Source organism: Streptomyces sp. Q6 (assembly GCF_036967205.1).
Taxonomy (GTDB): Bacteria; Actinomycetota; Actinomycetes; order Streptomycetales; family Streptomycetaceae; genus Streptomyces; species Streptomyces citrinus.
This window is the reverse complement of the sequence record NZ_CP146022.1, coordinates 6290094-6315950: the sequence shown is the minus strand read 5'-3', so window position 1 is coordinate 6315950 and position 25857 is coordinate 6290094. Positions and strand designations below refer to the sequence as shown.

The following is a 25857-nucleotide window of genomic DNA, read 5'->3' as shown; positions in this document are numbered from 1 at the left end:
TGTCCGCAGGACTCGGGGAGGCTCCGTTCGCCGCCCCGGGGGTCGACTCCCTTGCGTCGCCCGTCCTTGTGCCGGTCATGGTAGCCGCACCCCGCCTGTCGCCACACCCTGTCACCGCGATGTCACTGTGCACGTAGCAGAAACGTAGCGGGAGACCAGAAGGTTCCCCGAATACCGCGCTTCTACACGGCTACGGCCACACTCAGTCAGCAACTCCGCGTGAAAATTCCGGTTCCCGCTCACTCACCGCGCATCCACTGCTCCATCACAGAGAGCAGATGGTCGGGATCGACCGGCTTCGTAACGTAGTCGGACGCCCCGGACTCGATGGCCTTCTCCCGGTCGCCCTTCATCGCCTTCGCCGTGAGGGCGATGATCGGCAGGCCGGCGAACTGCGGCATCCGCCGGATCGCCGTCGTCGTCGCGTAGCCGTCCATCTCCGGCATCATGATGTCCATGAGCACGACCGTCACGTCGTCGTGCTGCTCCAGGACTTCGATGCCCTCCCGGCCGTTCTCCGCGTACAGGACCGACAGACCGTGCTGCTCCAGGACGCTGGTGAGCGCGAAGACGTTACGGATGTCGTCGTCGACGATGAGGACCTTCTCGCCGCCGAACTGGAACCCGCGGCGCGGCGCGGGCGCACTCTGCTCCACCGCTCCGTCCCACTGCTCCTCCGCTCGCTCCTGGGCGGGCGCCGGCTGACCCGGCAGCGCGGCCCGCGACTCGATCGAGGGCAGGTGCCTGCGACGCCGCCTGAAGAGCGCGGCGGGGCCGTTCTGCGTCTCCTGGTACGACTTCACCTCCGCCGGCGTCTCCACGTCCACGCGCTCCGGCGCGGCGTCGAGCGCAAGCGGCTGGCCCGGTTCGATGGCCGGGGCGAGTTGCGCGTAGCCCTGCGGCGGCAGCTCGCTCGGGTGCAGCGGCAGGTAGAGGGTGAACGTCGAGCCGCGCCCCGGCTCGCTCTGGGCGTGGATCTCGCCGCCCAACAGGCGGGCGATCTCACGGCTGATGGACAGACCGAGGCCGGTGCCGCCGTACTTGCGGCTGGTCGTTCCGTCGGCCTGCTTGAACGCCTCGAAGATGACACGCATCTTGCTGGCCGCGATACCGATCCCGGTGTCGGTCACCGAGAAGGCGATGAGATCGCCGTCCGCCTCCCGCAACGAGCCCGCTTCCAGGAGCTGTTCACGGATCGCGTTCGGTACGTCGGCACCGGCCGGCCTGATGACGAGCTCCACGGCTCCGGAGTCGGTGAACTTCACCGCGTTGGAGAGCAGGTTGCGCAGCACCTGAAGGAGGCGCTGTTCGTCGGTGTGCAAGGTAGTGGGCAGTTCCGGCGACACCCTTACGGAGAAGTCGAGTTGCTTCTCCGCGGTCAGCGGCCTGAACGTCGCCTCTACGTAGTCGACGAGCTGCACCAGCGCGATGCGCGTCGGCGAGACGTCCATCTTGCCCGCCTCGACCTTCGACAGGTCCAGGATGTCGTTGATCAGCTGGAGCAGGTCGGAGCCCGCTCCATGGATCGTCTCGGCGAACTCGACCTGCTTGGGGGTGAGGTTCGCGTCGGCGTTGTCGGCCAGCAACTTGGCGAGGATCAGAAGCGAGTTGAGCGGCGTCCGCAGTTCGTGCGACATGTTGGCGAGGAACTCGCTCTTGTAGCGCATGGAGACCGCGAGCTGCTCGGCGCGCTCCTCCAGGACCTGCCGCGCCTCTTCGATCTCGGTGTTCTTCACCTCGATGTCGCGGTTCTGCTGAGCGAGCAGCTCCGCCTTCTCCTCCAGCTCGGCGTTGGACGCCTGGAGGGCCTTCTGGCGGTTCTCCAACTCGGCCGACCGCTCACGGAGTTGCTCGGTCAACTCCTGGGACTGCTTGAGCAGCACCTCGGTCTTCGTGTTGACGGAGATCGTGTTGACGCTCGTCGCGATCATCTCCGCGATCTGCCCCAGGAAGTCCTTCTGGATCTGTGTGAAGGGCGTGAAGGACGCCAGCTCGATCACGCCGAGCACCGTGCCCTCGAAGAGCACGGGGATCACGATGACCTGCGCCGGCGGCGCCTCCCCGAGGCCCGAGGCGATCTTCAGGTAGCCGCTGGGCGCGTTGTCGACGAGGATCGTGCGCCTCTCCTGGGCGGCGGTCCCGATGAGCGTCTCACCGGGCCTGAAGGACGTCGGCATCGAGCCCATGGAGTAGCCGTAGCTGCCGAGCATGCGCAGCTCGTACGCGTCCTCGGGCGCGATCCCCGCCTCGGCCGCGTCGTCCAGCGGCAGCGCCAGGAAGAACGCGCCGTGCTGCGCCGAGACCACCGGAGTCAGCTCGCTCATGATCAGGGATGCCACGTCGTCGAGGTCGCGGCGGCCCTGCATCAGACCCGAGATGCGGGCCAGGTTGCCCTTGAGCCAGTCCTGTTCCTCGTTGGCGATCGTGGTGTCGCGCAGGTTGGAGATCATCTTGTTGATGTTGTCCTGAAGGACCTGGATCTCGCCCGCGGCGTCGACGTCGATCTTGAGGTTGAGGTCGCCGCGGGTCACCGCGGTGGCGACGGCCGCGATGGCGCGCACCTGACGGGTCAGGTTCCCTGCCATCTCGTTCACGGACTCGGTCAGGTCGCGCCACGTGCCGTCCACGTCGCGCACCCGCGCCTGGCCGCCCAGCTGTCCTTCCGTGCCCACCTCGCGGGCCACCCGGGTCACCTGCTCGGCGAAGCTCGACAGCTGGTCGACCATCGTGTTGATCGTCGTCTTCAGTTCGAGGATCTCGCCGCGCGCGTCGATGTCGATCTTCTTGGTCAGGTCGCCCTTGGCGATGGCCGTCGTGACCATCGCGATGTTGCGCACCTGGCCGGTGAGGTTCGACGCCATGCCGTTCACGGACTCGGTGAGGTCCTTCCACGTACCGGACACTCCGGGTACGCGGGCCTGCCCGCCGAGGATGCCGTCCGTACCCACCTCGCGGGCCACCTTGGTGACCTGGTCGGCGAACGAACTCAGCGTCCGCACCATGGTGTTGAACGTGTCGGCGAGCTGCGCGACCTCGCCGCGCGCCTCGATGGTGACGGTCCGGGTCAGGTCGCCGTTGGCCACGGCCGAGGCCACCTGGGAGATGTTGCGCACCTGACTGGTCAGGTTGTTGGCCATCAGGTTGACGTTGTCGCTGAGTTCCTTCCAGATGCCGGTGACACCGGGAACCCGCGCCTGGCCGCCCAGTTGTCCCTCGGTACCCACTTCACGGGCCACCCGGGTCACCTGCTCGGCGAAGCTCGACAGCTGGTCGACCATCGTGTTCACGGTGGTGACGAGTTCGAGGATCTCGCCCTTGGCGTCGACGGTGATCTTCTTGGAGAGGTCGCCGCGCGCCACCGCCGTCGTGACCTCGGCGATGTTGCGCACCTGAAGGGTGAGGTTGTTGGCCATGCCGTTCACGGACTGCGTCAGGTCCTTCCACGTACCCGACACACCCTGCACCTCGGCTTGTCCGCCGAGGATGCCGTCCGTACCCACCTCGCGGGCGACCCGCGTCACCTGCTCCGCGAAGGCCGAGAGCTGGTCCACCATCGTGTTGAGGGTGTTCTTCAGCTCCAGGATCTCGCCGCGCGCGTCCACATCGATCTTCTGCGACAGGTCACCGCGCGCCACCGCCGTCGCGACCTGGGCGATGTTGCGCACCTGGGCCGTGAGGTTGCCGGCCATGCCGTTCACGGAGTCCGTCAGGTCGCGCCACACACCGGCGACGCCGGGCACCTGAGCCTGCCCGCCCAGCCGGCCTTCGGTGCCCACCTCGCGGGCCACCCGGGTCACCTGGTCGGCGAAGGCGGAGAGCTGGTCGACCATCGTGTTGATGGTGTTCTTCAGCTCCAGGATCTCGCCGCGCGCGTCGACGTCGATCTTCTGCGACAGGTCACCGCGCGCCACCGCCGTGGTGACCTGCGCGATCTGTCGCACCTGTGACGTCAGGTTCCCCGCCATGAAGTTGACGGAGTCGGTGAGTTCCTTCCACGTACCGCTCACACCGTCGACACGGGCCTGACCGCCGAGGCGGCCCTCCGTGCCCACGTCGCGCGCCATACGGGTCACCTGATCGGCGAAGCTCGACAGCTGGTCCACCATCGTGTTCACGGTGTTCTTCAGCTGGAGCATCTCGCCGGAGACGTCGACGGTGACCTTTTGCGACAGGTCACCGTTGGCCACCGCCGTCGTCACCTGCGCGATGTTGCGCACCTGACCGGTGAGATTGCGGAAAGCCGTGTTCACAGAGTCGGTGAGGTCCTTCCAGGTACCGGCGGCCCCCACCACCAGCGCCTGGCCACCCAGCTCACCTTCGACACCGATCTCCCGTGCCACACGCGTGACTTCGGAGCCGAAGGCGGAGAGCTGGTCCACCATCGTGTTGACGGTGTTCTTCAACTCCAGCATTTCACCGGCGACATCGACGGTGACCTTCTGCGACAGGTCACCGTTGGCCACCGCCGTCGTGACCGTCGCGATGTCCCGCACCTGCGTGGTGAGGTTGCGGAACACCGTGTTCACGGAGTCCGTCAGGTCCTTCCACGTACCGGCGGCACCCGGCACGTTCGCCTGCCCGCCCAGTTGCCCCTCGGCCCCGACCTCGTTGGCGACGCGTGTGACCTCGTCCGCGAACGTACGCAGCGTCTCGGTCATCTGGTTGATCGTCTCCGCGAGCTGGGCGACCTCGCCGCGCGCCGACACCGTGACCTTCTGGGACAGGTCGCCGCTCGCCACGGCCGTGGTGACCTGAGCGATCCCGCGCACCTGCGCCGTCAGATTGCCGGCCATGAGGTTCACCGAATCGGTGAGGTCCTTCCACACGCCGGCCACTCCGGGCACCTGCGCCTGCCCGCCGAGCTCGCCTTCCGTACCCACCTCGCGGGCCACTCGCGTGACCTCGGAGGAGAACGACGACAGCTGGTCGACCATCGTGTTCACGGTGTTCTTCAGCTCGAGCATCTCGCCCGCGACGTGAACCGTGACCTTCCGCGACAGATCACCCTTGGCCACCGCGGTCGTGACGAGAGCAATGTCACGCACCTGCGCGGTGAGCCGGTACGCCATCGTATTGACGGAATCCGTCAGATCTTTCCATGAACCGGACATTCCGCGTACGCGCGCCTGCCCGCCGAGCTTGCCCTCGGTACCCACTTCGCTGGCCACGCGCGTGACCTCGTCGGCGAAGGTGGAGAGCTGGTCGACCAGATTGTTGACGGTCCGCCCGACCTTCAGGAACTCGCCCCGCAGCGGATGTCCCGCCCCTTCGGGCACCTGCGCGCGCAGCTCCATGCGCGGCGACAGATCGCCCTCGGCGACCGCGGTGAGTACCCGGCCGACCTCGGAGACGGGTCGTACGAGATCGTCGACGAGCGCGTTCGAGGCGTTGATGGCGGCCGCCCAGGAGCCCTCGCAGGCGCCCGTCTCCAGGCGTTCGGTGAGCTTGCCCTCCCTGCCGACCATGCGCCGCACACGGGACAACTCGCCGGTCAGGTGCAGATTCCGGTCGGCCACCTCGTTGAAGACGGCCGCGATCTCCGACATCACGCCGTCGCCGTTGACCGTCAGCCGCTTGCGGAAATTGCCGTCCCGCATCGCGACGAGGCCGGCGAGCAGCCTGTTCAGCGCCGCAGTGTCCACGTTTGTCGTGCCATTACGTGACTTGCGCTGTTTAGTCAGGGACTGTCCGCCTTCCGCGCGCGCCTTCTTGCCCCGCGTCGCTGCGCCAGACTCCACTGTGTCCCTCCCGCAGGGGTCGACCTGTACTGCTCGGGTTGCTCGGGTTCGCTTCTACCGTCGCATCGGCGATTCGATGCGTTTCTCTCGAGAAGCTTGCCCAGTGTTTCACCATGGCTGAACCAGGCCATAACAGTTCGGCAGCTTCGCACACCGTCCGCACACCCTCCGGGCGGAAACACAGACGACCGGCATCCGCATGGACGGCGAAGGTAAGTAACCTGGCATGCGGCTGTCCACCCACCCCGGTCCGCCCGGCTGGGCGGTGGCGAGAAACGAGCGGGCATCGGAGGGGCGGCCGAGACATGGGTACGGGAGACCTGAGCCTCGACACTCGTACAGCGAGTACAACTCGTACAGGGAGTTCTGTGATCACCGCGCGCGCGGCTGCCACCTTCGAACCCGTCGGACGATCCGTCGCGACCGCCCGCTCCTTCGTTCGCGACACCCTCCAGGGGTGGGGCCACGCCGACATCATCGACGATGCGGTGGTCCTGACCAGCGAACTCGTGACAAATGCCGTGGTTCACGCGGGCACATCCGCGGAGGTCCTGTGTCTGCGCGGTGACGACCACGTCCGTATCGAGGTCTCCGACCGCTACCCAGAGCGCGAGATTCCGATCCAGTCCTCGCCGATCAACATGGGCAGCCCCGACCGCGAGGGCGGCCGCGGCCTCCAGCTGTGCGCGGCGCTCGCGGGCCGCTGGGGCGTCGACTATTCGGCCACCCACAAGCTCGTCTGGTTCCAACTCGACCTGCCCGAGCGCTCGGTGGGCACCCGCACCGCGGGCCCCGCGCTCCCCACGGACCTCCTGCCGCTCGCCGACGACCACGTGCGCGTCGCGGTCGTCCAGATCGACAAGACGGGCGCGATCACGTCCTGGAACGAGGACGCGGAGCACCTTTTCGGTTACGCCGCCGAGCTCGTCACCGGCAAGCCCCTCACCGACTTCGCGGCCTGGCCGCACACCCCCGGCACCAGCACGGGCATCGCCGACGCGCTCCTGCTCTCGCGCTGGGAGGGCAGCTACGGCATCCGCGACGCCAACGGCCGGGTCGCCCCGGTCTACGCCTCCCACCTGCGCGTCCGCGACACCGACGGCGAGCCGTCCACGGTCTGCCTTCTCGTACGGGAGCACGAGCGCGCCGTCCTCCAGACGCCGCTGCGCGGTCCCGCCCCCGATTCCGCCGGGCACTCGGACAGTCAGGGCGCGGACCCCTTCGAGGTCTTCATCGGCTCGCCGGCCCCCGACGACCTGGACGGACTCCTTCAGCGCACGGTCGAGCGCGCCCGCGACATGCTCGACGGCGACTCCGCGTTCCTCCTCCTGGCGACGGACGACGAGACGGAACTGGAGGTCCGTGCCTCCACCGGTCTCCCCTCGGCCCGCCAGCGTTTCGCACGGGTTCCGGTCGAGGTGGGCCCCGGCCGCTACAGCTCGGCGCGGATGCCCGCCGTTCACGAGGACCTGACCCAAGTCCCGGGCGCGGTCCCCCTGTTGAACGGCACGGGAATGCGCTCGGTGGTGACCGTCCCCCTGAAGGTCGAGGGCCGTCTGACCGGTTCCCTCGGCGTCGCGGCGGAGGCCCCCGACCGCTACTCGAACGAAGAGGCCCTGCGCCTGCAATTCGCGGCCGACCGCATCGCGCTGGCCGTCGAGTCGGCCCGCCTCGGCGAGCTCGAGAAGCTCCGCCGCGGCTCCCTCAGTTTCCTCGTCGAGGCCTCGGACCTCCTGGCCGGCACCCTCGACAGAGACCAGACCCTGGCCCTCATGGCCCAGATGACGGTCCCGACCCTGGCCACGTGGTGCGCGGTCTACACGATCGCCGACCAGGCTTCGGACCCGTATCTCTCGTACGTCCTGCACGAGGACGAGGAGCGCATCGACGGCCTCAAGGCCCTGCTCTCCAAGATCGCTCCCCCGGACCCGGTCCCGACCCCGGGCGCCCGCGTCTGGGCGGCCCCCGCGGAGGCCGCCCACGAGGCCGCACTCCGTTCGTCGATGCGCAGCCTGGGCCTCGGCGGACCGGCGAGCGTCAGCTCCGGAATCGGCCCGACGCTCCAGACGGCGGCGGCGGTCGGCGGCGAGACAGTGGTCCTCCCCCTGGTGGCCCGCAACCGCGTCATCGGCATGCTCACCCTCGGCAAGCCGACGGACGAGCACTTCCGCCAGGAAATCCTGGAACTGGCCGAGGACTTGAGCCGCCGAGCGGCCCTCGCCCTCGACAACGCCCGCCTGTACTCGGAGCGCATGGCCATCAGCCAGTCCCTCCAGCGCAGCCTCCTCCCCCCGGAGCTCCCTGACGTCCCCGGCGTCGAGGTGGAGGTCATCTACCGAGCGGCCGGCGAGGGCAACGAGGTGGGCGGTGACTTCTACGACCTCTTCCCGATCCGCGACGGCGCGTACGGCTTCGCCATCGGCGACGTCTGCGGCACGGGCCCCGAGGCGGCGGCCGTCACGGGTCTCGCCCGCCACGCACTGCGCCTGCTGGCCCGCGAGGGATTCGGCGGCCCCGCGGTCCTGGAACGCCTGAACGCGGCGATCCTCGACGAGGGCGCCCGCAGCCGCTTCCTCACCCTGCTCTACGGGGAGTTGTGGCCGCAGGAGGACGGCTCGGCCATCCTCAAGATGGTCTGCGCCGGCCATCCTCTCCCGCTCCGCCTGCGCCAGGACGGCACGGTCGTCCCCTTCGCCGAACCGCAGCCCCTCCTCGGCGTCATGGACGACCTGGAGCTCTACGAGCAGACGATGACGCTCGACCCGGGCGATGTCCTGCTCTGTGTCACGGACGGCATCACGGAGCGCCGCGAGGGCAGCCGCATGCTCGGCGATGACGGCCTCGCCGAAGTCCTCTCGACGTGTACGGGCCTGACGGCCGGAGCGGTGGCGGCCCGCATCATGCGCGCGGTGGAGCGCTTCGCCGCTGACGCCCCGTCCGACGACATGGCGATCCTGACGATGCGCGTGCCCGGCCTTCCGCACGACTGAGGCCGAGGGGGGCGGGGGCAAAGAAAAAGGCCCCCGCCCGATCAGGGCGGAGGCCTTAATGTCAGAGCCCCCAAGCGGAATCGAACCGCTGACCTTCTCCTTACCATGGAGACGCTCTACCGACTGAGCTATAGGGGCCGGTCGCTTTCGGGGTTTCCCCCGCAGCAACGAGATAAATGATACCTGAAGTTCAGGCCCTGCCGAACCGCCCTAGAAGGCGGGTTGGAGCAAACCGCCCAGCGCATTGCAGCTCGTCACGAGTCGCTGCAATTGCCGCCGCGACATGTGCGCGTCCACCGGCAGGGCCAGCGTCTCGTCGGCGGCCCGCTCGGTCTCGGGCAGCACCACGTCGCGCCGGAACGCCGGCATCCGGTGCACCGGCGTCTTCACGGGCACGCTGCAGTCAACTCCCTTGCCCCGCAGCACCCGGGCAAAGGCGTCCCGGTCCGGCCGCCCGTTGCCGGGCACCCGCACCACGTACTGCTGATAGGTGTGCCCGTCGTGCCCCGTGGGTGTGCGTACGCCGTTGAGCCTGCCGCTCAAGTACGCGGCGTGAGCCCGCCGTTGAGCGACCTCGTCGTACGGCTTCTCGGATTCGCCCTGCTCGAGGACGAGTACACCGTGCCGCTGCCCGAGCTCCCTCAGCCGTACGACGTCGGCCCTGTGCCCGAAGCGGTGCACGGCGACGACAGCCGCGGTCCGCCCTGTCACACAGGCTGCGACGTGTGCGGGATCGATGCAGTACGTGTCCGGGTCGATGTCCGCGTAGACGGGTGCCGCCCCGGCCAGCAGTACCGCCTCGGCCAGCTCGGCGTGCCCGTAGGCCGGCACGATCACTTCATCTCCGGCGCCGACACCCGCGGCTTGCAGCATTGCAACTGTGCCCATGACCTGGATGTTGGCCTCACAACGTGAACGAGAAGTGACGCACAACAAAAAAGAGCTGGTCCCCGAACCAAAAGGTTCGGGGACCAGCTCTTTATATAAAATTTGTTCGGCGGCGTCCTACTCTCCCACAGGGTCCCCCCTGCAGTACCATCGGCGCTGTGAGGCTTAGCTTCCGGGTTCGGAATGTAACCGGGCGTTTCCCTCACGCTATGACCACCGAAACACTATGAAACTGTCAACCGGAGTCGTGGCCTATGACTACGACGGTTGTTCATGGTTTCAGAACCAACACAGTGGACGCGAGCAACTGAGGACAAGCCCTCGGCCTATTAGTACCAGTCACCTCCACCCGTTACCGGGCTTCCAGATCTGGCCTATCAACCCAGTCGTCTACTGGGAGCCTTAACCCCTCAAAGGGGGTGGGAGTCCTCATCTTGAAGCAGGCTTCCCGCTTAGATGCTTTCAGCGGTTATCCTTTCCGAACGTAGCCAACCAGCCATGCCCTTGGCAGGACAACTGGCACACCAGAGGTTCGTCCGTCCCGGTCCTCTCGTACTAGGGACAGCCCTTCTCAAGACTCCTGCGCGCGCAGCGGATAGGGACCGAACTGTCTCACGACGTTCTAAACCCAGCTCGCGTACCGCTTTAATGGGCGAACAGCCCAACCCTTGGGACCGACTCCAGCCCCAGGATGCGACGAGCCGACATCGAGGTGCCAAACCATCCCGTCGATATGGACTCTTGGGGAAGATCAGCCTGTTATCCCCGGGGTACCTTTTATCCGTTGAGCGACGGCGCTTCCACAAGCCACCGCCGGATCACTAGTCCCGACTTTCGTCCCTGCTCGACCCGTCGGTCTCACAGTCAAGCTCCCTTGTGCACTTACACTCAACACCTGATTACCAACCAGGCTGAGGGAACCTTTGGGCGCCTCCGTTACTCTTTGGGAGGCAACCGCCCCAGTTAAACTACCCATCAGACACTGTCCCTGATCCGGATCACGGACCCAGGTTAGACATCCAGCACGACCAGAGTGGTATTTCAACGACGACTCCCCAACCACTGGCGTGGCTGGTTCAAAGTCTCCCACCTATCCTACACAAGCCGAACCGAACACCAATATCAAACTGTAGTAAAGGTCCCGGGGTCTTTCCGTCCTGCTGCGCGAAACGAGCATCTTTACTCGTAGTGCAATTTCACCGGGCCTATGGTTGAGACAGTCGAGAAGTCGTTACGCCATTCGTGCAGGTCGGAACTTACCCGACAAGGAATTTCGCTACCTTAGGATGGTTATAGTTACCACCGCCGTTTACTGGCGCTTAAGTTCTCAGCTTCGCACACCCGAAAGTGCACTAACCGGTCCCCTTAACGTTCCAGCACCGGGCAGGCGTCAGTCCGTATACATCGCCTTACGGCTTCGCACGGACCTGTGTTTTTAGTAAACAGTCGCTTCTCGCTGGTCTCTGCGGCCACCCCCAGCTCATGGAGTAAATCCAATCACCAGTGATGGCCCCCCTTCTCCCGAAGTTACGGGGGCATTTTGCCGAGTTCCTTAACCATAGTTCACCCGAACGCCTCGGTATTCTCTACCTGACCACCTGAGTCGGTTTAGGGTACGGGCCGCCATGAAACTCGCTAGAGGCTTTTCTCGACAGCATAGGATCATCCACTTCACCACAATCGGCTCGGCATCAGGTCTCACCCTCATGTCATCCGGATTTACCTAGATAACGGGCTACACCCTTACCCCGGGACAACCACCGCCCGGGCTGGACTACCTTCCTGCGTCACCCCATCACTCACCTACTACCAACTTGGGCCGGCGGCTCCACCACTTTCCATTCCCCGAAGGGTCCGGAACGGCTTCACGGCCTTAGCATCACTGGATTCGATGTTTGACGCTTCACAGCGGGTACCGGAATATCAACCGGTTATCCATCGACTACGCCTGTCGGCCTCGCCTTAGGTCCCGACTTACCCTGGGCAGATCAGCTTGACCCAGGAACCCTTAGTCAATCGGCGCACACGTTTCTCACGTGTGTATCGCTACTCATGCCTGCATTCTCACTCGTGAACCGTCCACAACTCGCTTCCGCGGCTGCTTCACCCGGCACACGACGCTCCCCTACCCATCACGATCCCCGTTGGGGGTATATATCGCAATGACACGACTTCGGCGGTACGCTTGAGCCCCGCTACATTGTCGGCGCGGAATCACTAGACCAGTGAGCTATTACGCACTCTTTCAAGGGTGGCTGCTTCTAAGCCAACCTCCTGGTTGTCTCTGCGACTCCACATCCTTTCCCACTTAGCGTACGCTTAGGGGCCTTAGTCGATGCTCTGGGCTGTTTCCCTCTCGACCATGGAGCTTATCCCCCACAGTCTCACTGCCGTGCTCTCACTTACCGGCATTCGGAGTTTGGCTAAGGTCAGTAACCCGGTAGGGCCCATCGCCTATCCAGTGCTCTACCTCCGGCAAGAAACACACGACGCTGCACCTAAATGCATTTCGGGGAGAACCAGCTATCACGGAGTTTGATTGGCCTTTCACCCCTAACCACAGGTCATCCCCCAGGTTTTCAACCCTGGTGGGTTCGGTCCTCCACGAAGTCTTACCTCCGCTTCAACCTGCCCATGGCTAGATCACTCCGCTTCGGGTCTTGAGCGCGCTACTGAATCGCCCTATTCGGACTCGCTTTCGCTACGGCTTCCCCACACGGGTTAACCTCGCAACACACCGCAAACTCGCAGGCTCATTCTTCAAAAGGCACGCAGTCACGACGCAAGGAACAAGTTCCTTGCGCGACGCTCCCACGGCTTGTAGGCACACGGTTTCAGGTACTATTTCACTCCGCTCCCGCGGTACTTTTCACCATTCCCTCACGGTACTATCCGCTATCGGTCACCAGGGAATATTTAGGCTTAACGGGTGGTCCCGCCAGATTCACACGGGATTTCTCGGGCCCCGTGCTACTTGGGTGTCTCTTAAACGAGCCGCTGACGTTTCGACTACGGGGTCTTACCCTCTACGCCGGACCTTTCGCATGTCCTTCGTCTACATCAACGGTTTCTGACTCGTCTCACAGCCGGCAGACTGTGACAAAGAGATCCCACAACCCCCTGCATGCAACCCCTGCCGGGTCTCACACATACAAGGTTTGGCCTCATCCGGTTTCGCTCGCCACTACTCCCGGAATCACGGTTGTTTTCTCTTCCTGCGGGTACTGAGATGTTTCACTTCCCCGCGTTCCCTCCACATACCCTATGTGTTCAGGTATGGGTGACAGCCCATGACGACTGCCGGGTTTCCCCATTCGGAAACCCCCGGATCAAAGCCTGGTTGACGGCTCCCCGGGGACTATCGTGGCCTCCCACGTCCTTCATCGGTTCCTGGTGCCAAGGCATCCACCGTGCGCCCTTAAAAACTTGGCCACAGATGCTCGCGTCCACTGTGCAGTTCTCAAACAACGACCAACCACCCATCACCCCGAACCAACCGGTTCGAGTGCACTGGGGCCGGCACTGAAGGCGACCACACGGCCGTACCTTCAGACACCCAACAGCGTGCCCGACACCCTCGCCCGATCTTTTCGCTTTCCACGCCGAAGCAGTATTTACGACCAGAGCAGGTCAAGTGTGCCGAATAATCAACGTTCCACCCATGAGCAACCACCGTCGAACATTTGCCGACGTAATGGCCCTGGACCACCAAGCAAGCTTGGCAGCCTAGATGCTCCTTAGAAAGGAGGTGATCCAGCCGCACCTTCCGGTACGGCTACCTTGTTACGACTTCGTCCCAATCGCCAGTCCCACCTTCGACAGCTCCCTCCCACAAGGGGTTGGGCCACCGGCTTCGGGTGTTACCGACTTTCGTGACGTGACGGGCGGTGTGTACAAGGCCCGGGAACGTATTCACCGCAGCAATGCTGATCTGCGATTACTAGCAACTCCAACTTCATGGGGTCGAGTTGCAGACCCCAATCCGAACTGAGACCGACTTTTTGAGATTCGCTCCACCTTGCGGTATCGCAGCTCATTGTATCGGCCATTGTAGCACGTGTGCAGCCCAAGACATAAGGGGCATGATGACTTGACGTCGTCCCCACCTTCCTCCGAGTTGACCCCGGCGGTCTCCTGTGAGTCCCCATCACCCCGAAGGGCATGCTGGCAACACAGAACAAGGGTTGCGCTCGTTGCGGGACTTAACCCAACATCTCACGACACGAGCTGACGACAGCCATGCACCACCTGTACACCGACCACAAGGGGGGCACTATCTCTAATGCTTTCCGGTGTATGTCAAGCCTTGGTAAGGTTCTTCGCGTTGCGTCGAATTAAGCCACATGCTCCGCTGCTTGTGCGGGCCCCCGTCAATTCCTTTGAGTTTTAGCCTTGCGGCCGTACTCCCCAGGCGGGGAACTTAATGCGTTAGCTGCGGCACCGACGACGTGGAATGTCGCCAACACCTAGTTCCCACCGTTTACGGCGTGGACTACCAGGGTATCTAATCCTGTTCGCTCCCCACGCTTTCGCTCCTCAGCGTCAGTAATGGCCCAGAGATCCGCCTTCGCCACCGGTGTTCCTCCTGATATCTGCGCATTTCACCGCTACACCAGGAATTCCGATCTCCCCTACCACACTCTAGCCTGCCCGTATCGACTGCAGACCCGGGGTTAAGCCCCGGGCTTTCACAACCGACGTGACAAGCCGCCTACGAGCTCTTTACGCCCAATAATTCCGGACAACGCTTGCGCCCTACGTATTACCGCGGCTGCTGGCACGTAGTTAGCCGGCGCTTCTTCTGCAGGTACCGTCACTTTCGCTTCTTCCCTGCTGAAAGAGGTTTACAACCCGAAGGCCGTCATCCCTCACGCGGCGTCGCTGCATCAGGCTTTCGCCCATTGTGCAATATTCCCCACTGCTGCCTCCCGTAGGAGTCTGGGCCGTGTCTCAGTCCCAGTGTGGCCGGTCGCCCTCTCAGGCCGGCTACCCGTCGTCGCCTTGGTGAGCCACTACCTCACCAACAAGCTGATAGGCCGCGGGCTCATCCTTCACCGCCGGAGCTTTCAACCTCCCCCATGCGAGGAGAGGTGGTATCCGGTATTAGACCCCGTTTCCAGGGCTTGTCCCAGAGTGAAGGGCAGATTGCCCACGTGTTACTCACCCGTTCGCCACTAATCCACCCCGAAGGGCTTCATCGTTCGACTTGCATGTGTTAAGCACGCCGCCAGCGTTCGTCCTGAGCCAGGATCAAACTCTCCGTGAATGTTTCCCCGTAATCGGGGTGACACCACGAGAGCGGAACAACCAGGAGGAATAATCCCGGTCGTTCACAGCGTCCTCGCTGTGCGCCTGCCAACCCACTAGAGGCCGACAGGACTTTTTCAAAGGAACCTCATCTTCGACCCGAAAGGGCCGGAGACGGGGTATCAACATATCTGGCGTTGATTTTTGGCACGCTGTTGAGTTCTCAAGGAACGGACGCTTCCTTTGTACTCACCCTCTCGGGCTTTCCTCCGGGCGCTTCCCTTCGGTCTTGCTATCTTGCGTTTCCGACTCTATCAGATCTTTCCGATCCGATTTCCTCGGGGTTTTTCTCGGCTTTTCAGGATTCCGCTTTCGCGTTTTCCTTTCCGGCGGCTCCGACTTTATCAGAGATTCTGAGTCGGAATTCCCCGCCCGATGCGGGGAGTTGGTCCGAGCACGTGAGTGCGCCGGTTTCCCCTCGGGCGGAGACGTAAACGTACTGGAGCGGGGCGCCTCGATGCAAATCGAGGCGCCCCGCTCCCTACGAGCTCCGGACGAGCGTCAGACCTCGACGACGACCGGGAGGATCATCGGGCGTCGGCGGTAGGTGTCCGAGACCCACTTGCCCAGCGTGCGGCGGATGAGCTGCTGCAGCTGGTGGGGCTCGACCACGCCGTCCTGGGCCGACTTCTCCAGGACGTCCTGGATCCTCGGCATGACGGCGCTGAACGCCGAGTCCTCGATGCCGGATCCGCGCGCCTGGATCATCGGGCCGCTGGTGATCTTGCCGGTGCTGGAGTCCACGACGACGAAGACCGAGATGATGCCCTCGTCCCCGAGGATCTTGCGGTCCTTCAGCGCCGGCTCGCCGACGTCGCCGACCGAGAGGCCGTCCACGTAGACGTATCCGGCCTGGACCTTGCCGACGATCTTGGCCTTGCCCTCGACGAGGTCGACGACGACGCCGTCCTCGGCGATCACGATGCGGTCGTGCGGGACGCCGGTGAGGGCGCCGAGCTCGGCGTTGGCGCGCAGGTGGCGCCATTCGCCGTGGACCGGCATCAGGTTCTTGGGCTTGCAGATGTTGTAGAAGTACAGGAGCTCGCCCGCGGACGCGTGGCCCGAGACGTGCACCTTGGCGTTGCCCTTGTGGACGACGTTCGCGCCCCAGCGGGTCAGGCCGTTGATCACGCGGTACACCGCGTTCTCGTTGCCGGGGATCAGGGACGACGCCAGGATCACCGTGTCGCCGGAGACGATGCGGATCTGGTGGTCGCGGTTGGCCATGCGCGACAGGGCCGCCATCGGTTCGCCCTGCGAGCCCGTGCAGACCAGGACGACCTCGCTGTCGGGCAGGTCGTCGAGCGTCTTGACGTCCACCACGAGACCGGCCGGGACCCTGAGGTATCCGAGGTCGCGGGCGATGCCCATGTTGCGGACCATCGAGCGGCCGACGAAGGCGACCCGGCGGCCGTACTCGTGCGCCGCGTCCAGGATCTGCTGGATGCGGTGCACGTGGCTGGCGAAGGACGCGACGATGATCCGCTTCTGGGCGCCGGCGAAGACGCCACGGATCACGTTCGAGATGTCGCGCTCGGGCGGGACGAAGCCCGGGACCTCCGCGTTCGTCGAGTCGGAGAGGAGAAGGTCCATGCCCTCCTCGCCGAGCCGCGCGAAGGTCGGCAGGTCCGTGAGGCGACGGTCCAGCGGAAGCTGGTCCATCTTGAAGTCGCCGGTGTGGACCACCATGCCGGCCGGGGTGCGGATGGCGACGGCCAGCGCGTCCGGGATGGAGTGGTTGACCGCGACGAACTCGCAGTCGAAGGGGCCCAGACGCTCGCGGTCGCCCTCGCTGACCTCGAGCGTGTACGGGCGGATGCGGTGTTCCTGGAGCTTCGCCTCGATCAGGGCGAGGGTCAGCTTCGAGCCGATCAGGGGGATGTCCGGCTTCTCACGCAGGAGGTACGGGACACCTCCGATGTGGTCCTCGTGACCGTGCGTCAGGACGATGCCCTCGATGTCGTCGAGGCGGTCCCTGATGGACGTGAAGTCCGGCAGGATCAGGTCGATTCCGGGCTGCTCCTCCTCCGGGAAGAGCACTCCGCAGTCGACGATCAGCAGACGGCCGTCGAACTCGAAGACGGTCATGTTGCGGCCGATCTCACCGAGGCCGCCGAGCGGGGTGACCCGCAGGCCGCCCTTCGGAAGCTTCGGAGGGGCGCCGAGTTCAGGATGCGGATGACTCAAAAGACTCTCCTCACCACGCGCGCCACGTACCTGTAGGCACGTGGCGCGCGTGACGTTCGTGCAGTAGCAGTTGTTGTTTGGGTGGTGCTCAGGTCTTGCTGTTCTGTTGATTCAGTTGTGGAGCTTTGCCAAGTCTGTTGTCAGAGCTGTACCCCGCCGGCTGCAAGATCGATCTTGAGCTGGGCGGTTTCGTCAGCGGTGAGTTCGACGAGGGGCAGGCGCAGCGGTCCGGCCGGGAGGCCCTGGAGGGCGAGCGCGGCCTTCGTCGTGATCACGCCCTGGGTGCGGAACATGCCCGTGAACACCGGAAGCAGCTTCTGGTGGATCTCTGTCGCCTTGTGTACGTCGCCGGAGGCGTACGCGTCGAGCATGGCGCGCAGTTCGGGTGCGACCACATGGCCGACGACCGAGACGAAGCCGCAAGCGCCGACGGAGAGCAGGGGGAGGTTGAGCATGTCGTCGCCGGAGTACCAGGCGAGGCCCGAGCGGGCGATGGCCCAGCTGGCGCGGCCGAGGTCGCCCTTGGCGTCCTTGTTCGCGACGATCCGGGGGTGCTCGGCGAGCCGGACGATCGTCTCCGTGTTGATCGGTACGCCGCTGCGGCCCGGGATGTCGTAGAGCATCACGGGCAGGTCGGTCGCGTCCGCGATCGCCGTGAAGTGGCGGAGCAGGCCCTCCTGCGGGGGCTTGTTGTAGTACGGCGTCACCGTGAGCAGGCCGTGGGCACCCGCTGCCTGGGCGGTGCGGGCCAGTTCGATGCTGTGGTGCGTGTCGTTGGTGCCGACTCCGGCGACGACGTGGGCGCGGTCGCCGACCGCTTCCACGACGGCGCGTACGAGCTCCGCTTTCTCCGCGTCGCTGGTGGTCGGGGACTCGCCGGTGGTGCCGTTGACGATCAGGCCGTCGTTGCCTGCGTCCACCAGGTGGGCGGCGAGTCGCTGCGCGCCGTCGAGGTCGAGTGCGCCGTCCGCCGTGAAGGGCGTGACCATGGCGGTGAGGACCCTCCCGAAGGGGGTCTGCGGAGTCGAGGTCGGAGCCATGGGTAACACGCTACTCGCTGCTCAGCACCGGGTCCCCCCTCGGGGGATACGACGAGTCATGACAAAGGAGGAGCCCGGCACTGCCTGCTCGGGGGTTCAAGCAGTGCCGGGTCCGTTTGATCAGGCTAGATGAACTTCCCGAAATGCCGCAATACGGACACTTCGGTCGGCTCATCCGTACATCTGTGCCGTAGCAGGGACTACGGCGCCACGCGACCGTTCGCGTTGAACGCGGCGTACGTGAGCGGCATGAGCTGGGCCCACTCCGCCTCCATGCGCTCGCCGACCATCTCGATCTCGCGCTGCGGGAAGGACGGCACCTTGGCCATCTCGTGCTGGGTGCGCAGGCCAAGGAAGTGCATCAGCGAGCGCGCGTTGCACGTCGCGTACATGGACGAGAACAGGCCGACCGGGAGCACCGCGCGGGCCACTTCGCGGGCCACGCCGGCGGCCAGCATCTCCTGGTACGCCTCGTACGCCTGGCGGTACGAGTCCTCCATGCAACGAGCCGTCAGCTCCTGCTGGGCCTGGGTGCCCTCGACGAACACGTACTTGCCCGGACGGCCCTCCTGGACCAGCTTGCGGTCCGCGTCGGGGACGTAGAAGACCGGCTCGAGCTCCCTGTAGCGACCCGATTCCTCGTTGTACGACCAGCCCACGCGGTGCCGCATGAACTCGCGGAAGACGAAGATCGGGGCGCTGATGAGGAAGGTCATCGAGTTGTGCTCGAAGGGGCTGCCGTGGCGGTCGCGCATCAGGTAGTTGATGAGCCCCTTGGAGCGGGCAGGGTCCTTGGACAGCTCATCCAAGGACTGCTCGCCTACGGTGGAGACACGGGCCGCGAACAGCACGTCGGTGTCGCTCGCGGAGTGCTTGACGAGCTCGACGGAGACGTCGCCTCGGAACGTCGGCTTGAGGTCTTCAGCAGGGGTTTCGGTCACGGCTTGGGGGGTCCTTCCCATCACTTCGCTCGGGCGGCGCCCACTCTACGGGCCCCCACTGACACCCGGGCATTCGCGCGCTTCTCACGACGTTCCCTGGCGAAGACGAAAAACTTCTGTGTTTTTGGGTGAAAGGTGGCACCTTTTGGGGCAGTCGAGCGTCTGTGTAGATGAACACACTTCGTTCGAACCCCTTGAGGAGAAGCACCGCCCATGTTTCGTCGGCGCGAGCCCGTACCGTTCGCCTTCATCGCCGAAGCCGACAAGTTCCGCAGTAACGTCACGCCGCCTGCGCGCGAGCGCCCCTCCGCGGGGCAGATCGCCGGTCGCACCCTCGTGGGGCTGACCGTGGTCGCCGGGCTCGTGGGTTCCCTGTTGTTCGGGATGCCGGCTCTTTCGGCAGATCAGTCCCCCGCGCAGACCCAGCAGTCAGAAGCCTCAGACGGTCGTTGACCGAGATCCGACTCGTCCGGACCCCCTGGGGTGGAAGGCCGGAGCGCGCCTGGGTAGCCTCACCGGGCACAGCCCCATGCAGCATGGATCGAGTGAGGACCAGCCGTGCCCCTGCCCTTCCTGACGGCCGACCGTGCTTTCGACGAGGCCGCGGACACCGCGCTGCCCTTCGACGACCGCGATCAGTGGCGCCGCCCGTACCGCCCCGGGCCGTACCGGGTGGGCGCGGCCGCGTTGCTGCTTCTGCTGGCGTCGTACGTGCTCTTCGCCTCGGTGATCATCGCGGTCGCCGGTGACACGTCCGCCGCCACGGTCTGCGGCGTGCTCGCGGTGTTCGTCATCGTGGTGGCGCTGCGCCTGCTGCGGATGGGCACCTGGGTGAGCGCGCGCGGACTGCGCCACGTCGGCTTCCTCCAGACCCGTACGGCGCCGTGGAACCAGATCGTGACCGCGCGCACGGTGCAGCAGCCCGTGCGCTGGCTCGGGCTGCCCCGCACCGTGCAGGGGCAGGCCCTGGTCCTCGTACGACGTGACCGGCAGGGGGAGCAGATGACGCTGCTCACCAGCCACAACGGAGACTTCCTCGGGCGGAGCACCGCGTTCGACCGGGCCGCGGACACCGTCGAGGTGTGGGTCGAGGAGTACCGGCCGCAGAAGTGACACCGGCTCAGCACGAAGGGGCCGCACCGACATCGCGTCGGTGCGGCCCCTTCGTCGTACGGGTCAGACGCCCGCGGTACGCCCTTCGTGGAGGGCGATCGCGCGCTGCATCGCCTTCCGCGCGCGCGGGGTGTCCCGTGCGTCCTTGTAGGCGACCGCGAGACGGAACCAGCAGCGCCAGTCGCCCGGGGTGTCCTCGGCCTCGGCCTTGCGCCGGGCGAAGACCTCGTCGGCCGAGTCACGGTCGATCCGGCCGTGCTGGTCGCGGCGGAGCTCGTCGACGGGCAGGCCGCCCTCCGCGTCCAGGAGTTCGGCCAGGCGGTTGGCCTTGCGGACGAACTGGGTGTTCGCCCACAGGAACCACACGCCGATCACCGGCAGGATCAGCACCGCGACCCCGAAGGTGATCGTCAGCGCGGTGCCGTGCCGGATGAGCATGATGCCGCGGTCGCCGGCCAGGACGAAGTAGACGACCAGGACGGCGGCCGTGACGGCGTAGGTGATTTTGGCGCGCATCGCAGCAGGTCAGCCGTTCAGGTCGAGGAAGTGTTCCAGGCCGAAGGTGAGGCCGGGGGTCGTCGTGACCTTGCGGGCGCCGAGCAGGATGCCCGGCATGAAGCTGCTGTGGTGCAGCGAGTCGTGCCGGATCGTGAGGGTCTCCCCCTCGGCGCCGAGCAGCACCTCCTGGTGGGCCAGGAGGCCGCGCAGGCGGACGGAGTGCACGGGGATGCCGTCCACGTCCGCACCACGGGCGCCGTCGAGCGCCGTCGTCGTCGCGTCCGGCTGCGGCGCGCTGCCCGCCTTGGCGCGCGCGGCGGCGATGAGCTGCGCCGTGCGGGAGGCCGTGCCCGACGGGGCGTCGACCTTCTTCGGGTGGTGAAGCTCGATGACCTCGACGGACTCGAAGTACGGGGCCGCCACCTCCGCGAACTTCATGGTGAGGACCGCGCCGATGGAGAAGTTGGGCGCGATGAGGACACCGGTCCCCGGGGAGGCCGCCAGCCACTGGTCGAGCCGCGCGAGACGTTCGTCCGTCCAGCCGGTGGTACCGACCACCGCGTGGATGCCGTGGCCCGTGCAGAACTCCAGGTTCTCCATCACCGAGTCGGGCGTGGTCAGTTCGACCGCGACCTGGGCACCGGACTCGACGAGCGTGTCCAGCTTGTCGCCGCGGCCCAGGGCCGCGACCAGCTCCATGTCCTCGGCGGCCTCGACGGCCCGTACGGCCTCGGAACCGATCCGGCCCCTGGCTCCGAGGACCGCCACGCGCAGCTTGCTCATGTTCTCCCTGATCCTTACGTGCGTGCGGAAGGCTGTTACGCGACCGCTTCGTGCAGACGCGCGGCCTGCTTGTCCTTGAGCGGGCCGATGACCGCCAGCGACGGGCGCTGTCCCAGGATGTCGCGTGCGACGGAGCGCACCTCGTCCGGGGTCACCGCGGCGATGCTCTCCAGCATGTCGTCGACCGACATCTGCTCGCCCCAGCACAGCTCGCTCTTGCCGATGCGGTTCATGAGCGCGCCGGTGTCCTCGAGGCCGAGGACGGTGGAGCCCTTGAGCTGGCCGACGGCGCGGGCGATCTCGTCGTCCGTGAGGCCGTCTCGCGCGACCTGGTCGAGCTCGTCGCGGCAGATCTTCAGGACGTCGTGCACCTGGCTCGGGCGGCAGCCCGCGTACACGCCGAACAGGCCGCAGTCGGCGAAGCCCGAGGTGTACGAGTACACGCTGTAGGCCAGGCCGCGCTTCTCGCGGACCTCCTGGAAGAGGCGGGAGGACATGCCGCCGCCGAGTGCCGTGTTGAGGACGCCCATGGCCCAGCGGCGGTCGTCGGTGCGGGCCAGGCCCGGCATGCCGAGGATGACGTGGGCCTGCTCGGTCTTGCGGTCGATGACCTCCATGCGGCCGGCGGCGCGCAGGGTCTTGAGGCCGCCGCGCGGGCCGACGGGGGCCGCGCTCGCGCCGCTCAGGGCGCCCGACTTCTCGAAGGCGGCGCGGACCTGGCGTACGACCGTGTTGTGGTCGACGTTGCCGGCCGCGGCGACGACGAGGTGCGTCGGGTCGTAGTGCTTCTTGTAGAAGCGCGAGATCTGGCCGCGGGTCAGGGAGTTGATCGTGTCGACCGTGCCGAGGACCGGACGGCCCAGCGGGGTGTCGCCGAGCATGGTGTGCGCGAACAGGTCGTGCACGCAGTCGCCCGGGTCGTCCTCGGTCATCGCGATCTCTTCGAGGATCACGCCGCGCTCCGCGTCGACGTCCTCCTCCTCGATGAGGGAGCCCGTGAGCATGTCGCAGACGACGTCTATGGCGAGCGGCAGGTCGGTGTCGAGCACGCGCGCGTAGTAGCACGTGTACTCCTTCGCCGTGAACGCGTTCATCTCGCCGCCGACCGCGTCGAGCGCGGCGGAGATGTCGAGGGCGCTGCGCTTCTTGGTGCCCTTGAAGAGGAGGTGCTCCAGGTAGTGCGTCGCGCCGTTCAGCGTCGGGGTCTCGTCGCGCGAGCCCACGTGCGCCCAGATGCCGAAGGTGGCCGAGCGGACGGAGGGGAGGGTCTCGGTGACGATGCGCAGGCCGCTGGGGAGCGTGGTCCTGCGGACCGTACCGATGCCGTTCTCGCCCTTGATCAGGGTTTGGGTACGGGCGACGGCCCGCGCCTCCGAGGAGGTGCGGGCCGTCGCCTTGGTGCTACGGGACGTCACTTGTCGGTGTCGTCCTTCGTGTCGTCGCCCTCTTCACCCTCGATGACGGGGATCAGGGAGAGCTTGCCGCGGGAGTCGATCTCGGCGATCTCGACCTGGACCTTCTGGCCCACGCCGACGACGTCCTCGACGTTCTCCACGCGCTTGCCGCCGGCGAGCTTGCGGATCTGCGAGATGTGCAGCAGACCGTCCTTGCCCGGCATGAGCGAGACGAACGCGCCGAAGGTCGTCGTCTTCACGACGGTGCCCAGGTAGCGCTCGCCGACCTCCGGCATGGTCGGGTTGGCGATGCCGTTGATCGTGGCGCGGGCGGCCTCGGCCTGCGAGCCCTGCGCGGCACCGATGTAGATGGTGCCGTCGTCCTCGATCGTGATGTCGGCGCCGGTGTCCTCCTGGATCTGGTTGATCATCTTGCCCTTGGGGCCGATGACCTCACCGATCTTGTCCACGGGGATCTTGACGGTGATGATCCGCGGGGCGTTCGGGGACATCTCGTCCGGGACGTCGATCGCTTCCATCATCACGTCGAGGATGTGGAGGCGGGCGTCACGGGCCTGCTTGAGGGCGGCGGCCAGGACGGAGGCCGGGATGCCGTCGAGCTTCGTGTCGAGCTGGAGAGCCGTCACGAACTCCTTGGTGCCGGCGACCTTGAAGTCCATGTCACCGAAGGCGTCCTCCGCACCGAGGATGTCGGTGAGGGCGACGTAGTGCGTCTCGCCCTTGATCTCCTGGGAGATCAGGCCCATGGCGATACCGGCGACGGGGGCCTTCAGCGGCACACCGGCGTTCAGCAGCGACATGGTGGAGGCGCAGACGGAGCCCATGGACGTCGAGCCGTTGGAACCGAGGGCCTCGGAGACCTGACGGATCGCGTAGGGGAACTCCTCGCGCGTCGGCAGGACCGGCACGATCGCGCGCTCGGCGAGCGCGCCGTGGCCGATCTCGCGGCGCTTCGGGGAGCCGACGCGGCCCGTCTCACCGACGGAGTACGGCGGGAAGTTGTAGTTGTGCATGTAGCGCTTGCGGGTCACCGGAGAGAGGGTGTCCAGCTGCTGCTCCATGCGCAGCATGTTCAGCGTGGTGACGCCCAGGATCTGGGTCTCGCCACGCTCGAACAGGGCGGAGCCGTGCACGCGCGGGATGGCCTCGACCTCGGCGGCCAGGGTGCGGATGTCGGTGACACCGCGGCCGTCGATTCGCTTCTTCTCCTTGATGACGCGCTCACGGACCAGGGACTTGGTCAGCGAGCGGTACGCGGCGGAGATCTCCTTCTCGCGGCCCTCGAACTCCGGGAGGAGCTTCTCGGCGGCCAGACCCTTGACGCGGTCCAGCTCGGCCTCGCGGTCCTGCTTGCCCGGGATGGTGAGGGCGGCGGACAGCTCGGTCTTGACCGCGGCGGTCAGGGCCTCGAGCACGTCGTCCTGGTAGTCCAGGAAGATCGGGAACTCGGCGGTCGGCTTGGCGGCCTTCGCGGCGAGGTCCGACTGGGCCTTGCAGAGGACCTTGATGAAGGGCTTCGCGGCATCCAGACCGGCGGCGACGACCTCTTCGGTCGGCGCCTCGGCGCCGCCCTCGACCAGCTTGATGGTCTTCTCGGTGGCCTCGGCCTCGACCATCATGATCGCGACGTCGCCGTCCTCCAGGACGCGACCGGCGACGACCATGTCGAAGACGGCGTCCTCGAGCTCGGTGTGCGTCGGGAACGCGACCCACTGGCCGTTGATCAGCGCGACGCGGACGCCGCCGACCGGGCCGGAGAAGGGCAGACCGGCCAGCTGCGTCGACGCGGACGCGGCGTTGATCGCCACGACGTCGTACAGGTGGTCGGGGTTGAGCGCCATGATCGTGGCGACGACCTGGATCTCGTTGCGCAGGCCCTTCTTGAAGGACGGGCGCAGCGGGCGGTCGATGAGGCGGCAGGTGAGGATCGCGTCCTCGGAGGGCCGGCCCTCACGACGGAAGAAGCTGCCGGGGATCTTGCCGGCGGCGTACATCCGCTCCTCGACGTCCACCGTCAGGGGGAAGAAGTCGAGGTTGTCCTTGGGGTTCTTCGAGGCCGAAGTGGCCGAGAGCACCATGGTGTCGTCGTCGAGGTAGGCGACGGCGGAACCGGCGGCCTGGCGGGCCAGACGGCCCGTCTCGAAGCGGATGGTGCGGGTGCCGAAGGAGCCGTTGTCAATGACGGCCTCGGCGTAGTGGGTCTCGTTCTCCACTAGCGTTTTCTCCGTTACTTTCGTCTGTTTCGTCTTTTGTCCGGATCTGCCCGTGTGGCAGTCGGACGGAACGGAGAAGCGCGCCTGGGTGCGGGCCGGTCTTCGATCGAAGCACCCGGGGATCCTCTTGCGTCTCCGGGGGCCACTACCGAGGACCGGCGGCGGCGCGAGTGCGCTTCTCCTCGTACTCGTACGTCGTACGCGTACGTCACCAGACTACAAAGCCTGTGTGACAGTGCGCACGTACAGCAAAGGGAGCGGCCCCATCAAGTGGGAACCGCTCCCCGTCGTGCCGTCTTAGCGGGCGCCGGCCGCACCGCGGCGGATGCCGAGGCGCTCGACCAGGACACGGAAGCGCGCGATGTCCTTCTTGGCCAGGTACTGCAGCAGGCGGCGACGCTGACCGACCAGGATCAGCAGACCACGACGCGAGTGGTGGTCGTGCTTGTGCGTCTTGAGGTGCTCGGTCAGGTCCGAGATGCGGCGGGAAAGCATGGCGACCTGGACCTCGGGGGAGCCGGTGTCGCCCTCCTTCTGGCCGAACTCGGCGATGATCTGCTTCTTCGTAGCGGCGTCGAGAGACACGCGTACTCCTCGTAGTGTTCTTCGTGGCCACCGAGTGCCCCTGGTCTCAATCTCAGGGGAGCTTCCGTGACTCGGGAGGCGGGGCTCGCTGGGCGCTGTCCCCAGGAGGACCCGGGGGCGCGTACACAAACGGCCGTCACACAGCGTACCAGCCGTCGG

13 protein-coding genes, 1 tRNA gene and 3 rRNA genes are annotated in these 25857 nt (G+C 66.0%); 3 read left to right on the top strand and 14 right to left on the bottom strand.

The genetic code is table 11. The features are described from left to right. Positions 1-239 precede the first annotated feature (239 nt). A complete protein-coding gene (locus V2W30_RS29440; protein WP_338701206.1) occupies positions 240-5738 on the bottom strand; it encodes a HAMP domain-containing protein in 5499 nt (1832 codons plus the stop codon). Positions 5739-6106: 368 nt separating this feature from the next. Here V2W30_RS29440 and V2W30_RS29435 point away from each other — a divergent pair, with 368 nt between their 5' ends. Further along, positions 6107-8728 carry a SpoIIE family protein phosphatase gene (locus tag V2W30_RS29435; RefSeq protein ID WP_338701205.1) on the top strand — a complete coding sequence of 874 codons (2622 nt, stop codon included), beginning with the start codon at positions 6107-6109 and terminating at the stop codon, positions 8726-8728. Positions 8729-8793: 65 nt separating this feature from the next. On the opposite strand, the gene V2W30_RS29430 is transcribed toward V2W30_RS29435, so the two are convergent. From V2W30_RS29430 to thyX, 8 genes are all read right to left on the bottom strand, one after another. Beyond that, a tRNA-Thr gene (locus V2W30_RS29430) sits at positions 8794-8866 on the bottom strand. A 72-nt stretch (positions 8867-8938) separates the two neighbouring features. Beyond that, on the bottom strand, positions 8939-9601 hold the full coding sequence (locus tag V2W30_RS29425) for a DegT/DnrJ/EryC1/StrS family aminotransferase (RefSeq protein ID WP_338703808.1): 663 nt from the start codon (positions 9599-9601) through the stop codon (positions 8939-8941). Positions 9602-9720: 119 nt separating this feature from the next. Further along, positions 9721-9837: ribosomal RNA gene (rrf, locus tag V2W30_RS29420) — 5S ribosomal RNA — on the bottom strand. Between the two features lie 88 nt (positions 9838-9925). Further along, positions 9926-13048: ribosomal RNA gene (locus V2W30_RS29415) — 23S ribosomal RNA — on the bottom strand. Positions 13049-13357: 309 nt separating this feature from the next. Beyond that, positions 13358-14882, bottom strand: a 16S ribosomal RNA gene (locus V2W30_RS29410). The 16S, 23S and 5S rRNA genes sit together here, the layout of an rRNA operon. Positions 14883-15424: 542 nt before the next feature. Continuing rightward, entirely contained in the window at positions 15425-17110 is a 1686-nt protein-coding gene (locus V2W30_RS29405) for a ribonuclease J (RefSeq protein WP_338701203.1), read from the bottom strand. Between the two features lie 140 nt (positions 17111-17250). Beyond that, positions 17251-18150, bottom strand: coding sequence for a 4-hydroxy-tetrahydrodipicolinate synthase (dapA, locus tag V2W30_RS29400; RefSeq protein WP_338701202.1), 900 nt, complete (start codon positions 18148-18150; stop codon positions 17251-17253). Positions 18151-18350: 200 nt separating this feature from the next. Further along, the gene (gene thyX, locus V2W30_RS29395) at positions 18351-19091 is read right to left on the bottom strand and encodes an FAD-dependent thymidylate synthase (RefSeq protein WP_338701201.1); all 741 of its coding nucleotides are present in this window, start codon (positions 19089-19091) and stop codon (positions 18351-18353) included. A 213-nt stretch (positions 19092-19304) separates the two neighbouring features. Here thyX and V2W30_RS29390 point away from each other — a divergent pair, with 213 nt between their 5' ends. Further along, positions 19305-19544 carry a hypothetical protein gene (locus tag V2W30_RS29390; RefSeq protein ID WP_338701200.1) on the top strand — a complete coding sequence of 80 codons (240 nt, stop codon included), beginning with the start codon at positions 19305-19307 and terminating at the stop codon, positions 19542-19544. A gap of 105 nt (positions 19545-19649) precedes the next feature. Further along, a complete protein-coding gene (locus V2W30_RS29385) occupies positions 19650-20204 on the top strand; it encodes a hypothetical protein (protein WP_338701197.1) in 555 nt (184 codons plus the stop codon). Between the two features lie 63 nt (positions 20205-20267). On the opposite strand, the gene V2W30_RS29380 is transcribed toward V2W30_RS29385, so the two are convergent. The 5 genes from V2W30_RS29380 to rpsO all read right to left on the bottom strand — a co-directional run bounded on the left by V2W30_RS29380 (position 20268) and on the right by rpsO (position 25698). Continuing rightward, positions 20268-20720, bottom strand: a complete 453-nt coding sequence (locus tag V2W30_RS29380) for a hypothetical protein (protein WP_338701195.1) — start codon at positions 20718-20720, stop codon at positions 20268-20270. A gap of 9 nt (positions 20721-20729) precedes the next feature. After that, positions 20730-21485 carry a 4-hydroxy-tetrahydrodipicolinate reductase gene (gene dapB, locus V2W30_RS29375; RefSeq protein ID WP_338701193.1) on the bottom strand — a complete coding sequence of 252 codons (756 nt, stop codon included), beginning with the start codon at positions 21483-21485 and terminating at the stop codon, positions 20730-20732. Between the two features lie 35 nt (positions 21486-21520). Next, on the bottom strand, positions 21521-22900 hold the full coding sequence (locus tag V2W30_RS29370) for a pitrilysin family protein (protein ID WP_338701191.1): 1380 nt from the start codon (positions 22898-22900) through the stop codon (positions 21521-21523). After that, on the bottom strand, positions 22897-25113 hold the full coding sequence (locus V2W30_RS29365) for a polyribonucleotide nucleotidyltransferase (protein WP_338701190.1): 2217 nt from the start codon (positions 25111-25113) through the stop codon (positions 22897-22899). The genes V2W30_RS29370 and V2W30_RS29365 overlap by 4 nt, the downstream gene beginning before the upstream one ends. Before the next feature lie 297 nt (positions 25114-25410). Next, the gene (gene rpsO / locus V2W30_RS29360) at positions 25411-25698 is read right to left on the bottom strand and encodes a 30S ribosomal protein S15 (RefSeq protein WP_338701189.1); all 288 of its coding nucleotides are present in this window, start codon (positions 25696-25698) and stop codon (positions 25411-25413) included. Between the last annotated feature and the right edge of the window lie 159 nt (positions 25699-25857).